Source organism: Companilactobacillus paralimentarius (genome assembly GCF_963227125.1).
GTDB classification, from domain to species: domain Bacteria; phylum Bacillota; class Bacilli; order Lactobacillales; family Lactobacillaceae; genus Companilactobacillus; species Companilactobacillus paralimentarius.
Genome location: NZ_OY724131.1, coordinates 385,853 through 398,734, shown reverse-complemented (window position 1 = coordinate 398,734; position 12,882 = coordinate 385,853). Strand labels below are relative to the sequence as shown.

At 35.2% G+C, this 12,882-nt stretch carries 14 protein-coding genes; 2 read left to right on the top strand and 12 right to left on the bottom strand.

What is annotated here, in order from left to right; genetic code table 11:
* Positions 1-2: 2 nt before the first annotated feature.
* The 3 genes from ACI6PB_RS01860 to ACI6PB_RS01850 all read right to left on the bottom strand — a co-directional run bounded on the left by ACI6PB_RS01860 (position 3) and on the right by ACI6PB_RS01850 (position 2,053).
* Positions 3-536 carry a helix-turn-helix domain-containing protein gene (locus ACI6PB_RS01860; RefSeq protein WP_025086434.1) on the bottom strand — a complete coding sequence of 178 codons (534 nt, stop codon included), beginning with the start codon at positions 534-536 and terminating at the stop codon, positions 3-5.
* A gap of 73 nt (positions 537-609) precedes the next feature.
* The gene (locus tag ACI6PB_RS01855) at positions 610-1,038 is read right to left on the bottom strand and encodes a hypothetical protein (protein WP_404327677.1); all 429 of its coding nucleotides are present in this window, start codon (positions 1,036-1,038) and stop codon (positions 610-612) included.
* 70 nt (positions 1,039-1,108) lie between these two features.
* Positions 1,109-2,053: a D-2-hydroxyacid dehydrogenase gene (locus ACI6PB_RS01850; RefSeq protein ID WP_025084768.1), complete on the bottom strand. Its 945-nt coding sequence runs from the start codon at positions 2,051-2,053 to the stop codon at positions 1,109-1,111.
* Between the two features lie 329 nt (positions 2,054-2,382).
* Between ACI6PB_RS01850 and ACI6PB_RS01845 the strand changes: the two genes are divergently transcribed.
* On the top strand, positions 2,383-3,102 hold the full coding sequence (locus tag ACI6PB_RS01845; protein WP_404327676.1) for an MIP/aquaporin family protein: 720 nt from the start codon (positions 2,383-2,385) through the stop codon (positions 3,100-3,102).
* A gap of 99 nt (positions 3,103-3,201) precedes the next feature.
* Here ACI6PB_RS01845 and ACI6PB_RS01840 read toward each other — a convergent pair whose 3' ends face one another.
* Together ACI6PB_RS01840 and ACI6PB_RS01835 are read right to left on the bottom strand one after the other, a co-directional pair.
* Entirely contained in the window at positions 3,202-4,422 is a 1,221-nt protein-coding gene (locus ACI6PB_RS01840) for an ABC transporter permease (RefSeq protein WP_025084766.1), read from the bottom strand.
* Positions 4,415-5,311: an ABC transporter ATP-binding protein gene (locus tag ACI6PB_RS01835; RefSeq protein ID WP_025084765.1), complete on the bottom strand. Its 897-nt coding sequence runs from the start codon at positions 5,309-5,311 to the stop codon at positions 4,415-4,417. Before ACI6PB_RS01835 ends, ACI6PB_RS01840 begins: the two co-directional genes overlap by 8 nt.
* A gap of 130 nt (positions 5,312-5,441) precedes the next feature.
* Between ACI6PB_RS01835 and ACI6PB_RS01830 the strand changes: the two genes are divergently transcribed.
* Positions 5,442-6,362: a DMT family transporter gene (locus tag ACI6PB_RS01830; protein ID WP_025084764.1), complete on the top strand. Its 921-nt coding sequence runs from the start codon at positions 5,442-5,444 to the stop codon at positions 6,360-6,362.
* 48 nt (positions 6,363-6,410) lie between these two features.
* Here ACI6PB_RS01830 and ACI6PB_RS01825 read toward each other — a convergent pair whose 3' ends face one another.
* The 7 genes from ACI6PB_RS01825 to ACI6PB_RS01795 form a co-directional block, all read right to left on the bottom strand.
* Positions 6,411-7,775, bottom strand: coding sequence for an ABC transporter substrate-binding protein (locus ACI6PB_RS01825; protein ID WP_404327675.1), 1,365 nt, complete (start codon positions 7,773-7,775; stop codon positions 6,411-6,413).
* Between the two features lie 31 nt (positions 7,776-7,806).
* Entirely contained in the window at positions 7,807-9,162 is a 1,356-nt protein-coding gene (locus ACI6PB_RS01820) for an ABC transporter substrate-binding protein (protein WP_404327674.1), read from the bottom strand.
* Complete coding sequence (locus ACI6PB_RS01815; RefSeq protein ID WP_025084761.1) at positions 9,162-9,992, bottom strand: carbohydrate ABC transporter permease; 831 nt, start codon at positions 9,990-9,992, stop codon at positions 9,162-9,164. The genes ACI6PB_RS01820 and ACI6PB_RS01815 overlap by 1 nt, the downstream gene beginning before the upstream one ends.
* Positions 9,992-10,933 carry a carbohydrate ABC transporter permease gene (locus tag ACI6PB_RS01810; RefSeq protein WP_025084760.1) on the bottom strand — a complete coding sequence of 314 codons (942 nt, stop codon included), beginning with the start codon at positions 10,931-10,933 and terminating at the stop codon, positions 9,992-9,994. Before ACI6PB_RS01810 ends, ACI6PB_RS01815 begins: the two co-directional genes overlap by 1 nt.
* A complete protein-coding gene (locus ACI6PB_RS01805) occupies positions 10,926-12,008 on the bottom strand; it encodes an ABC transporter ATP-binding protein (protein ID WP_404327673.1) in 1,083 nt (360 codons plus the stop codon). Before ACI6PB_RS01805 ends, ACI6PB_RS01810 begins: the two co-directional genes overlap by 8 nt.
* A gap of 132 nt (positions 12,009-12,140) precedes the next feature.
* On the bottom strand, positions 12,141-12,551 hold the full coding sequence (locus ACI6PB_RS01800) for a cupin domain-containing protein (RefSeq protein ID WP_025084758.1): 411 nt from the start codon (positions 12,549-12,551) through the stop codon (positions 12,141-12,143).
* Between the two features lie 2 nt (positions 12,552-12,553).
* A complete protein-coding gene (locus ACI6PB_RS01795) occupies positions 12,554-12,877 on the bottom strand; it encodes a carboxymuconolactone decarboxylase family protein (RefSeq protein ID WP_025084757.1) in 324 nt (107 codons plus the stop codon).
* Between the last annotated feature and the right edge of the window lie 5 nt (positions 12,878-12,882).

Here is a 12,882-nt window from a genome sequence, read left to right as displayed (position 1 = left end):
GACTAATTTTGCTTTTTCGAGTTGTGATCGTTTTCTCGCAAGGTCTTTAGTGCTTTTAAAATATCACGGTCCATTTCGGCATCATGTAGTTTAGCTTTTAGATCAAGAATTTCCTGTTTATATTTCTCTTCTTTTGTGGAATTTAAACGTGTTTGTTTCTTCTTTTTCTTGGCCATTAACGGTCGTCTCCCTCTGGGACGACGCCTTAATCCAATAACACCATATTGATTATATTTATAGATCCATGAATCAACTTGACTAGGTGATATCTTGAAATAAATTGCAGTATCAAGGCGACTGATCTCATGTAATTTATAATATTCTATCACGGATAATTTGAAATCTTGAGAATATTCTTTATGGGATTTCTTACTTATCAAATAATCAAGTCCATTCGCCTCCGCTTGATGGATCCAGCGATAAATCGGTGATTTACTGGGCATTCCATATTTTTTCGATAATCCAAGTATAGAAATTTGTCCATCAAGGTATTCATTTACTAATTTAGCTTTGAAATCTGAAGAGTATTTGGTCATAAAAAAAGTGCTCCTAAAGTTGTTAGATTATGTCTAACAATTTTAGGGCACTTCATTAAACGGAAGTACCTTTTTAATTGGAGTTCTTTCTAGATAGAGCAACTGAGTGCTTAATAAATTTATAGATATGTAAATCCTTAGCAATCAAAAGTATGTCACCCACCATTACGGCTACAACAATAACAGATAAAAAGATAATCTGCCCAAACAATGATGCATCCAATTGAAACCCTTGGAATCTCAAATCAGTCAACACTGCATAGACGATATAACCGATAATCAAAAATTCAATAAATTCAAAGAGTCCTTGAAATCGGGCTCCAAAGCGCTGATCTAGTTTTCTATCTAATGTACTTAGTTTTTCATCAGAAAAGAAAGATAATTCTATTATCGTGTTTCTCATGTTTAAAATTATTTCCAAAAGTGAAAGTAAGAGCCAAAACAAGAAAATCGACATGAATCCTATAAAATAGTCACTAGATAACATTATTTTTCCTTTCATATATCTAACCCAATTTTAAATACTTCTGTCGAATTTCTCAAGTTACTTTCATTCTGTAAGCGAAAACATTTTAATAACCTAGTGAGTAATTAACTACATTTTCAACAACTTCGCCATTTTCAACATATGACTTAAGATTACGCTTAAAAATATCAAAGGCTCGTTCTTCATAATGAACGCTCGCCCCTGCATCATGTGGTGTAATAATAACGTTCTTCATATCCCAAAGTGGACTATCACTTGGCAATGGTTCAGGTGTAGTTACATCCAAAGCTGCACCAGCAATAGCTTCATCGTTCAAAGCCTCAACTAAATCATCCATATTAGTTGTTTTTCCGCGACCAATATTAATGTAATAGGCCTTTTTAGACATGGCATCAAATAAATCTTTATTAAAGATACCCAAAGTCTCATCAGTGTCTGGCAAAGCATTGATCACAAAGTGAACTTCGTTGATTCTGTTAGAAAGTTCTGACATAGGAATCATTTCATCGATGTATTCAGCAGGTTTGTCGCTATGACGAACACCGATTGTCTTCATACCTAGAGCTTTAGCATATTTGGCAATCAAAGTACCAATATGGCCAACACCGACGATCATGACAGTCTTATTATAAACTTCGTCATAACCTTCATCGTGTTTCCACTCTCTTGCATCTTGATGTCTGGCTGTTAAATTCATGCGACGAACAAACATTAACATATAGGCCAAAGTTTGTTCCGCAATATTAATCGCATTAGCACCTGAACCATTAGTTAAAATAACACCTTTATTATTCAATTCAGGCAATGGTAGTGCATCAACACCTGCACGAACAACTTGAATCCAATTTAAAGTTTCACTTTTAACTACAGCGTCTTTCAACGTATTGGACCAGTCATAAAGTACTTCCACACCATCAAGATCTTCTGGTGTCACCTGTTTGGGAGATACAACTTGTAAATCAATGTTAGAAATTGACTCAATCTTCTCTCGTTGCTTTTTGGTTAAATTAACTAAACTAAGAACTTTCATCTTTCTACCTCATTTTTAATTTTAGGTTATGTTTCTACTATATAGCAAAAACTGCTCAATATTTAATTGTTTGTCAAAAAATATTCGGAATGTATGATACAATATTACACGTTGCTCATTATTTGATTTATTTTACTATTTATGTTAGTGATGGTTGCCCCGTATTGGTGGGACAATTTTTTTATGTTAATTTGCACTCTTGAAAGACAAATTAGAGCGAATTAAAAACGATTGACCCATTTTTGAGTGAATTTTAATATTCGTGTTTTACTAACTATAATATAAATCTAATGAGAAAATTCAAATTATATTTAGGGGTAGTATCTATTATGCACTATACGTTGTTAGTACGTTGCGTCGCTGAATTTATCGGAACAGCCATCATGGTTGCCCTCGGTAACGGTTCTGTTGCCAACGTTGAATTAAAAGGAACAAAAGGTTTCCACGGTGGGTGGATCTTGATTGGATTTGGTTATGGTATCGGTGTTATGATTCCAGCCATGATGTTTGGTCCCATTTCTGGTGGACAAATTAATCCGGCCATGACATTAGCACTTGCTTTTAATGACGAATTCCCATGGGCTGAAGTTGGTCCATATATCATCTCTCAATTCTTAGGTGCCATCTTCGGTCAATTAATGATCGTTGCCGCCTACAAACCTTATTACAATCAGACCGAAAACGTCGAAAGTATCTTGGGAACATTCTCAACTATCGATGCTGAAAACAGTCGTATCAATGGATTTATTAATGAATTTATCGGAACATTTATTTTAGTTTTTGGTGCCGTTGCTTTGACATCAGATCACATCGATCCACGTACCGACTTTATCGGATTAGGATTCTTAGTTATGTGTTTAGTTGTTTCATTTGGTGGACCAACAGGTCCAGCCTTGAATCCAGCTCGTGATTTAGGACCACGTCTATTGCATGCTTTATTACCTTTAAATCCAAAAGGTTCTTCACAATGGAAATATAGTTGGGTTCCAGTTGTCGCTCCAATTTTGGGTGCAGTTTGTGCCGTTAAGTTATACGGAGCATTCTTCTAAAAGAACGTGGAACAAACCGATTAGATTTTGAGCATTTTCAGAACTTGGCAAAACAAAAATAAGAGCTATAACTTCACAACAGAAGTTATAGCTCTTTTTCTATTTATAAGACAATCCTCGTTTAAACCTCTTCCAAAAACTAGAATCATCTGTCTGCAACATCAAGCCTTGATAGATTTTACCAATATACGTTGCCAACAAGATGATACTTGCTAAGAGAATCAATAGTGAAATTGTTATTTCCATGACACTAGCGTTGTTATTAATCAAACGTAGCGGCATGAAGTACGATGAGAAGAATGGAACGTAAGACAAAATCTTAACAACGATTGAATCCACGTTATTTTGAAATGGAAATGTGACAAAAAATGCCACCAGATTCAACATAACAACTGGTTGCGCAGCTTTAGACGCATCTTCTACTTTCGCAACTAAAGCTCCACAAAAGGCCGCTAAGATAGTATAAATTACCACTCCTAATAATAGGTAAATCAAATTAATACTCAACAAATTATGCATAACTGAATTAATCAGCGATTGATATTCGTCAACAAATGACTTGGTTAGCGATGAATTCTCAGCAAAGATGTACGCACCCCAGCCACCAATCAGATAAACAAGAATCTGTGTCAAAATAACTAACAGAACACCAAAGATTTTACCTAAGAAATATTTCAAAGCTGTAGTACTGGAAAAAATAATCTCCATAACTTTGGTTCCCTTTTCCGAAGCAATTTCCTGTGCTGTAATATTCGTATAAGTAATCAGAATCATGTAAACCATAATAACTGTGATCCAGAAAGAAATGATTTTTCCTAAATTAGCGGTTCCAGCTTTCTCTTGGATATGCTCTGTCAATTTAGGTCGTTGTTGCAAAGCTTGCAACTGTTGACTCGATAATTTAGCCTGTGCCATATTCAACTGTTGTTGTGTTTGAGCCAAGAAGGAATTTACTTTTGATTTCATTGACGAACTCAATGAAGTTGTTCCTACATATTTAGCTGTCACTTGTTTATTGTCAGCTTTTAAAACGATATAACCTGCTAAGTTGTCTTTTCTCATTTTCTTAGCAGCAGTTTTTTCATCAGTAACTTTTTTATCGATATTATCTGAATTCTCTTTTAAGAAATTCTTTCGTAACGTTGACTGTGAGCTGATGATTGCCACATTAGAACTATTGGCACCACTAGAAGCTCCTACGTATCCAGCTCCTATTGTAATGCCTAACATTAAAAATGGGCCCAGAATCAACATGACGAAACTCCACGATTTAACTTGTCTTAGAAAAGTTTCAAAAGTTACAATCCATAATTTATTCATCTTTCTCACCGGCCTTCCTTCTAAAAATTTCATTTAGAGTTGGAGCCTGTTGACTGAATTCTTCAATGTACTGACCGTTTGTTAATTCATCAAAAATGGTTTTACCCGATGATTCCTCATCTAAATAAAGAACAAAACGCCTTTTTTCTAATGGTTTGGCCGCAACTACATGTGGCAACATAGCCAACTCATCGATAGTTTTATCGGTTGTAACGTAAATTCTAGTCTTGCCGAAGGAATCACGTACTTCTTGAACAGTTCCGTGTAAGACAATTTTTCCATTACGCAACATTACCAACTTATCACATATCTCTTCAACATTTTCCATATCATGGCTAGAAAAAATAATCGCGGCACCACGTTTTTTAGCATCCAAAATAGCTTGTTTCAATAAATCAGAATTAACGGGATCAAGTCCACTAAACGGTTCATCTAGAATAATTAACTTAGGATCATGAATCAAAGTACAAATTAATTGTACCTTTTGCTGATTACCTTTAGATAAGTCTTTGATTTTATCTTTCTTATTTCCCTTGACCGCAAATTTTTTCAACCAGCTATCAATTACTGGTTTAATTTCTTTGGTCGACTTATTTTTCAATCGAGCTAAATAAATTATCTGCTGTTCAATCGTCAACTTGGGCATTAAACTACGTTCTTCTGGAAGATAGCCAATTTCGTCGAAAACACTCTCGGTAATTGGTTTATCATTCCAAGTAATGGAACCTTGGTAATTCAGAAAGTTCAAAATACTATGAAAGGTAGTTGATTTTCCAGCTCCATTTTGACCAATCAACCCTAGAATTTCACCATCGGCAACATCAAACGTTACCTGCTTTAAAGCTTGTAACTCACCGAATTGTTTACTAATATGATCTATCTTTAGCATTGGCTTTCCCCCTTGTATTGTACTAGCCTAAATTATACAGGCTTTTATCCATACCGTGTTTAAGCAAGCCCTTTTTTATAAAAATAGTTATGTTACAGTAAGGATTAACATGAGTCTTGGGGGATTTTATATGACTGACAAACAAAAAGGATTTTTCTATGCAATTATGGGGCCGGTTTTATGGGGATTCTCTGGTAGTATTGCCCAATACCTCTTCACTGAAGAAAGCATCCCTACACAATGGATCGTCGGTATTCGTTTAATTTTTGCCGGTTTGATGCTTGTCATTTGGTGTTATTTTGCTGATTCGAAAGAATTATTCGCTATTCTAAAAAAGCCACGCTACGTTATTCAATTATTGGCCTTTGGATTATTAGGTATGTTACCGGCCCAGTATACTTATTTTATGGCTATAAAATATGGCAATGCACCTACTGCCACAGTTCTGCAATTTTTAGGACCACTATTCATCATTCTTTATTTATCACTACGAAAATTACAGTGGCCACGAAGAATTGATATTATTTCTATCGCTTTAGCTTTATTAGGAACTTTCCTTCTAGTAACACACGGTCACATCGGTCAATTAATGTTATCGCCAGCAGCAATCTTTTGGGGAGTGTGTGCCGGCTTGAGTCAAGCTTCCTATACGCTTTTGCCAAGGGAATTATTAAAACGCTTTGATGCACGAATTGTCACCGGTTGGTCTATGTTGTTAGGTGGCATCGTCTTTGCACCTTTCGCCGACTTAACTAATGTCCCTACTTTAACTGGTACTGCTTGGATTGCCATCATTTTCATTATTACTGGTGGAACTATGTTCTCATATTTATTCTATTTACAGAGTTTAAACTATTTAACTCCTTCAACTACAGGAATGCTGAGCGCTTTTGAACCTTTAACAGCAACCGTTCTAGCCGTAACGTTATTGAATACTAAAGTAAGTGGAGCTGAACTGATTGGTGCTTTATTAATTCTAGGAATCACTTTCTTACAGGCCTTACCACCTAATCTCTTTAGTTTGAAGTTCCGTTATAAAAATCATAATTGAAACAAAATACGTTGCCAATTCTATTTTGAATTGACAACGTATTTTTGTTTATTTCTCGGTTAAACCATTGGCTCGATTTTGACTATAAACCAGATCATTAATGGTTCTTTCATTACCTTTTAGAATATGTTCAATATCGCCACCACGGTAAATCTTTTCCATCGCGTCTTCTTCCAACTTACGAATCGTCTGCATTCCTTCTAATAGAATTCCAGAATTACCATAATTAGGAACTGTGTTGTTTAACTGTTGCCCCGGAATTTTACCTTCTGGGTGCTTAGCATAGAATTTCTGCAAAATTGATGTTTTTTGCGAATCTTTATTTAAAGCCATATACCCAGTTGATTTTTGCCATTCAGCCTGAACTTCTGGTCTAACTGTATACTTGATAAACTCATAAGCACCTTTTTGAATTGCTTCGGGTTTATCATTAGAAATCCAAAGTGCAGCTCCACCAATAGAAACACCGTTAGCTTTTTTCCCATCTGGATGTGGGAAATAAGTAATACCCAGCTTGTTTTTATTCTTTTTGTTCAATTGACTCATACTGGCTGATGATTGAATGTACATTCCTACTTTATTGGTTAAGAAACCCGAAGTTTGGTTTGTGCTTGCCATTGAACCGGATCCATAATCCATAAAATCACCATCTTTAATATTCTCACGAATCCATTTAAAGAATTCAACAGATTCAGGAGTATTGATATTAACTTTAGTTGGTATTCCGGTATGTCCATCATTTTCGTTAGCAAACATTCCACCAGAATTAGCAATTGCTTCTTCTAATAACCACCCATAAATTTGAACCGTCATTCCTTTAACTTTATGATGTGATTTCTCATAAAGTTCTTTAGCAATCTTGGTGATCTCACTATATGAAGGTGAAACTGACGGTGGTGTAATCCCATACTTCTCTAATAATGAAGCATTATAGTAAAGTACCGGTTGAGATGTATTAAAAGGCATAGCCTGTTGTTTACCACCTTGAGCATGAAAAGCCCGAGCAACTGGTGAAATTTTGCTTAGATCATAATGATCTTGATCAACAAATTTTTGAATCGGCGTAGTGTACTCACTATGAAGAACTTGAGCCGTAGAAACATTTGAAGATTGGAAAACTGCTGGAGATGTATTCGTCCCATGAGTTTGAAATATTTTTTGAATTGCAGTGTCATATGAGCCTTGATACTTAGGTATTACTTGATATTCATTCTGTGATTTATTGAAATTGTTAACTAATTTCAATAAAGTCTTCTCGGCAGGACCACCCATTTCGTGCCAGAAAACAATTTGTGTACGATTGTCTTGCGGTTTTGATTGTGCAAAGACATTCTTTCCAAAGAAAGTTATCAAGACAACACCCAGAATGACTGTGACTGCTACAGACACAATTAGTTTTTTATGCTTAGACATTAGACTATCCCATCCCTATTAAACTAAGTATCTAGTGATAACCATTAGCTCGATTAGTAGTTGTTAAATTATCGTCGATTTTCTTATCAGCATCTTTCAAGGCATTGGTAATATCGCCACCGTTATAAATACTTTCCATTGTAAATTGTTCAATTTGACGAGTCTTTTGCATTCCTTCCATCAAAATACCTGAATTGAAGTGATTAGGAACTGCTTCTTGTAATTGTTGACTAGGCACTTTGGACTCTGGATGTTGCTTATAAAGTCCTTTAAGAATTGATGTTTGTTGTGAATCCTTATTTAAGGCGAGGTATCCTGTATCTTTTTGCCATTGAGCTTGTACTTCTGGTTTTAGAGAATATTTAATAAATTCAAAAGCACCATTTTGAACCGCTTTAGGTTTATCATTTGAGATCCAAAGAGCAGCACCCCCAATAGCAACACCATTAGCTTTTTTGCCATCTGGATGTGGGAAGTATGTGATTCCTAATTTATTTTTATTCTTCTTGTTCAATTGACTGATACTTGCTGAAGACTGAATATAAATACCGACCTTACCATTTAAGAAACCTGTAGTTTGGTTAGTTCCAGCCATAGCACCTGAACCATAATTCATGAAATCGCCAGCTTTTTGATTTTCACGAATCCATTCAAAGAATTCCTTTGAAGCATCATTGTTAATAGTTGCCTTAGTTGGAATACCTGTATGACCATCGTTGTTATTAGTGAGACCTACACCAGCATTGGCCATTGCTTGTTCTAATAACCAACCATAGATTTGAACCGTCATTCCTTTAACTTGATGATGTGATCTTTCATAAAGTTGTTTTGCCACACGTGTGATATCACTATATGAAGGTGATACTGGTGGTGGTGTAATTCCGTATTTCTCTAACAAACTAGCATTGTAATAAAGAACTGGTTGTGAAGTATTGAAAGGCATTGCTTGTTGTTTGCCATCATTAGCATAGAATGAACGAGCAACTGGTGAAATCTTATTTGCATCAAAGCCATCTTTATCAATGAAATCTTGAACAGGTACTGTGAATTTACTATGCATCATTTGAGCAGCTGAGATATCAAAAGCTTGGAAAACTGCTGGAGAAGTTCCAGTACCATGAGTCTGTAAAATCTTTTGAATTGCGGCATCATATGAACCTTGATACTTAGGAACAACGCGATACTTAGTTTGTGATTTATTAAAACCATCAACGATCTTCATTAATGACTTTTCAGCAGGTCCACCCATTTCATGCCAAAAGACAACTTCTGTACGATTATCCTTTACTGCCGCTGACTTAGTTGATAATGTTTTTCCAAACATTGCTACCACAGCAACCGCCAAAACTAGGATCAGAGGCAGAACTAATTTTTTATATTTTGACATTATTTGACAGCTCCTTCATTCAATCCTGACTTGAAGTAATGTTGTCCAATGAATAGAACAAGAATCGTTGGAATAACAATAATTGCGGCACTGGCTTGAATCATACCCCAGTTGTTAAACGTTTCCTCTGATTGTAATTGTTTCAAACCGTTTTGAATAACACGTGAATTATTACTGAATGTAACTAAAATTGGCCATAGATAGGAATTCCAGGCTCCTAGGAAGCTGTAAGCACCTAAAGTAATCAAACTGATACGGTTATATGGTAGAACGACTTTCCAGAAAATTTGGAAATGATTCAAGCCTTCAATGTCAGCTGCTTCTTTCAATTCCTTAGGAGTTTGCATGAAAGATTGACGCAGCATGAATGTACCAAACGCTGATGTTAAAGATGGAACAATCATTGCTGAATAATGATCCAATAATCCTAAAGCTTTTACTGTTTGAAAATTAGGAATAATAGCCGCTTCAGATGGTAGCATCATTGTAATCATAAATAAGGCAAAGAAGAATTTTTTATACTTAAAATCTAGGAAAACGAAGGCATAGGCACTCATTGAACAGAAAAGTAAATGAGCAAACATTGTAATTGTCGCTACAACAATCGTGTTACCCAGATAACGTAAGATTGGTGTATTTGTAAAGGCATCGATATAGTTGGTAAGTGAAATATTAGTACTGAAATAATTACCTTTTAAAATATCAGCTGTTGGTAAAAAGCTTGTCCAAATACCAATGAAGAACGGTACTAGAATAACTACAGCCAATAGAATTAAAAGAAAATAATTAAAAATATTTTTCAAAACATTACGTTCATCAATATTCGCCATTAGTAATTTACCTTCTTTTCTAGGAATTTGAATTGCAAGTAAGTAAAGAAGGCAATAATCACAGTTAAAATAATTGCTTCTGCACTTGATTTAGCATAGTTTCCGCCAAAGAAAGCATCATTATAAATACGGTAAACTAGCATGTTGGTTGCATTAGTTGGACCACCCTTAGTGATAAGATCGATCAAACCAAAGCTCTTAAATGAACCAATAATTGTAATTGTTGAGATAAAGAATAATGTTGGGGAAATCATTGGCAAAGTAATATGGAAAAATTGATAATGTTTAGAAACACCTTCGACATCAGCTGCTTCATAAAGTGTCGTCGGCACTGATTCGATAGCACCCAAGAAAACCAAGAAAACAAAACCTAAATGCATCCAAACGGTTGTAATGATAATTGCCCACATCGCATTAGTTGGATTAGCTAACCAATTGATTGTTGGTAAATTCAACATCTTTGTTAATAATGTGAAGAATCCTGCAGAAGGATTGAAAATAAATAGCCAGAAAATAGCAGCAACTGAAACTGAAACTCCCATTGTTACTGAATAAAGTGTTCGGAAAATAGCGATTCCCGGTAACTTTTGACTTGCCAGATTGGCTAATAATAGACCCATAGCAATTGTGAAGAATGTTACCCCAACAACATAGACCAGTGTTACCCACATACTGGAAACAAAATCTGGTGAAGAAATTAGTTTTACATAATTTTCCAAACCTACGAAAAGCGTTGTATTACCGAAAGTATTAGTTAAGAACAAACTAATATAGAGTGTTCGAAACATTGGATAAAAAACGAAAAGTCCTAAAAGAAATAGTGATGGACCGGCGAAAATAGAAGCATAGTATTTATCATTGGCAGTCAGTTTGAATTTGCTCTTTTGTTTTGCTTCAACTTTCTTTTCAGGTATGACATCAGTTGCTGAAGTCTTAAGCATTGATTAGATCCTCCCTATTTGCAGTTACATTGATTCCGTCTTGATTGAATAACAGAACATTGTTTGTTGAAGAAATTTTGATATTTTCAAACATATCGAAATGAGCATCACTTAGAACAATGGCTGATACTTCATTACCATTACTGAATGTTGCATAAACGATCTTTTCGTCCCCTAAAAATTCCACATTTTGCACTGTTGCATTAGCAGATAATTCGTCGGCCTTTTCCACAACTAATTCATTTGGTCTGATACCAACCTTTAATTTCTTTTCAGTAACAGTTTGATCAAGATCAACTTGGAAATCATTGTTAACTCGGATAGCTTTGTCTGAAATCTTTGTTGCGTAAAGAATATTGATTGGTGGAACCCCGAAAAATCCGGCGACAAACTCATTAGCTGGTGTCTTGTAGATTTCGGCTGGTGTACCGATTTGTTGAACTTTTGAGTCATGTAAAACCATGATGTGATCAGCCATTGTCATTGCTTCAACTTGGTCATGAGTAACATAGATCAAAGTAATACCTAATTTTCTTTGTAGAGCATAAATTTCTTGACGCATCTTAATTCTTAATTGAGCATCTAAATTTGATAATGGTTCATCCATTAAACAGATCTTGGCATCGCTGGCTACGGCACGAGCTAGAGCCACACGTTGTCTTTGACCACCAGATAATTCACGAGGCTTTCTATCTTTCAAATCTTCCAAGTTAACCATTTTCAAAGCATTGTTAACACGTTCTTCAACCTCGGATTGGTCATGTTTTCTAGCCTTTAAACCAAAAGCAACATTATCCCAAACACTTAAAAATGGGAACAAAGCATAACTTTGAAAAACCATTGTTAAGTTACGATCCTTGGGTGGTAAATTGTTAACTACTTGACCATCAATGCTAATTTCACCATCACTAATTTGAGTTAGTCCAGCAATCATACGTAGTAAAGTACTCTTACCACAACCAGATGGTCCAACGATTACGAAGAATTCACCCGTTTCGATTTCGGCGGTAACATTTTTTAGAACCGTCTTTCCTTGATCGTATTGTTTACAAACATTTGTTAATAATGTAGACATATTTAACCCTCCATATAAGTCATTAGCTATAGTATGTTGGAATTATGTATATATATAATCTATTTAATGTAAATTATGTGTAAAAAAAGAGGACTGTTTTCAGTCCTCTTTTTCAATTAATCATTTTAATTTTTATAGTTTGTTGTATTCTTCATCAGTAACCTTTTCAAGCCATTCTGATTTTCCTTTAGTAATAGCAACATGACTGAACCAACTATCTTTAGTTGCTCCGTGCCAATGCTTAACGCCTTCTTTAATAACAACGACGTCACCTTGTTTTAATAGTTGAGCCGGCTTACCCCACTCTTGGTACCAGCCTTCGCCACCAGTAACAAGTAAAATTTGAAAACCATCATGATGAATATGCCAATCATTACGACAACCTGGTTCAAAAGTTACATTTCCAACACCAAAATCAATATTGTCTTCTGGTTTTACTAAACTATTCAAATAACTTTGTCCAATAAAGTATTTAGCATAAGCTTCATTTTTGTCTCCAACAGGAAAAACTCCATCTGTTCTTAATTCTTCATTTTTTGCCATAATTAATCTTCCTTCCAAATTTCTTTTGCACGATTGAAAGCACTCCAAGCCTTTGGCCATCCAGCATAAAATGCTAAATGAGTGATTTCCGCAACGATTTCATCTTTTGTAATGCCATTTTTCTTACCAATTTTTAAATGTGCGTCTAATTGTTCAATATTTCCAGCTGAAATAATACTTGCAATAGTAATTAATGAACGATCATGGGCAGAAAGTTCGTTTTCTTTACTCCAAACTTCTCCGAATAATACATCGTCATTCAATGCTGCAAATTGTGGGGCAAAATCACCCAACATGTCACGTCCAGCAGTTTGTTTCTTTGCCATAATCA

Excerpts from the sequence above, each read along its gene's own strand:
- ACI6PB_RS01860 (WP_025086434.1), bottom strand. The coding sequence starts at position 536 with ATGACCAAATACTCTTCAGATTTCAAAGCTAAATTAGTAAATGAATAC.
- ACI6PB_RS01855 (WP_404327677.1), bottom strand. The coding sequence starts at position 1,038 with ATGAAAGGAAAAATAATGTTATCTAGTGACTATTTTATAGGATTCATG.
- ACI6PB_RS01850 (WP_025084768.1), bottom strand. The coding sequence starts at position 2,053 with ATGAAAGTTCTTAGTTTAGTTAATTTAACCAAAAAGCAACGAGAGAAG.
- ACI6PB_RS01845 (WP_404327676.1), top strand. The coding sequence starts at position 2,383 with ATGCACTATACGTTGTTAGTACGTTGCGTCGCTGAATTTATCGGAACA.
- ACI6PB_RS01840 (WP_025084766.1), bottom strand. The coding sequence starts at position 4,422 with ATGAATAAATTATGGATTGTAACTTTTGAAACTTTTCTAAGACAAGTT.
- ACI6PB_RS01835 (WP_025084765.1), bottom strand. The coding sequence starts at position 5,311 with ATGCTAAAGATAGATCATATTAGTAAACAATTCGGTGAGTTACAAGCT.
- ACI6PB_RS01830 (WP_025084764.1), top strand. The coding sequence starts at position 5,442 with ATGACTGACAAACAAAAAGGATTTTTCTATGCAATTATGGGGCCGGTT.
- ACI6PB_RS01825 (WP_404327675.1), bottom strand. The coding sequence starts at position 7,775 with ATGTCTAAGCATAAAAAACTAATTGTGTCTGTAGCAGTCACAGTCATT.
- ACI6PB_RS01820 (WP_404327674.1), bottom strand. The coding sequence starts at position 9,162 with ATGTCAAAATATAAAAAATTAGTTCTGCCTCTGATCCTAGTTTTGGCG.
- ACI6PB_RS01815 (WP_025084761.1), bottom strand. The coding sequence starts at position 9,992 with ATGGCGAATATTGATGAACGTAATGTTTTGAAAAATATTTTTAATTAT.
- ACI6PB_RS01810 (WP_025084760.1), bottom strand. The coding sequence starts at position 10,933 with ATGCTTAAGACTTCAGCAACTGATGTCATACCTGAAAAGAAAGTTGAA.
- ACI6PB_RS01805 (WP_404327673.1), bottom strand. The coding sequence starts at position 12,008 with ATGTCTACATTATTAACAAATGTTTGTAAACAATACGATCAAGGAAAG.
- ACI6PB_RS01800 (WP_025084758.1), bottom strand. The coding sequence starts at position 12,551 with ATGGCAAAAAATGAAGAATTAAGAACAGATGGAGTTTTTCCTGTTGGA.
- ACI6PB_RS01795 (WP_025084757.1), bottom strand. The coding sequence starts at position 12,877 with ATGGCAAAGAAACAAACTGCTGGACGTGACATGTTGGGTGATTTTGCC.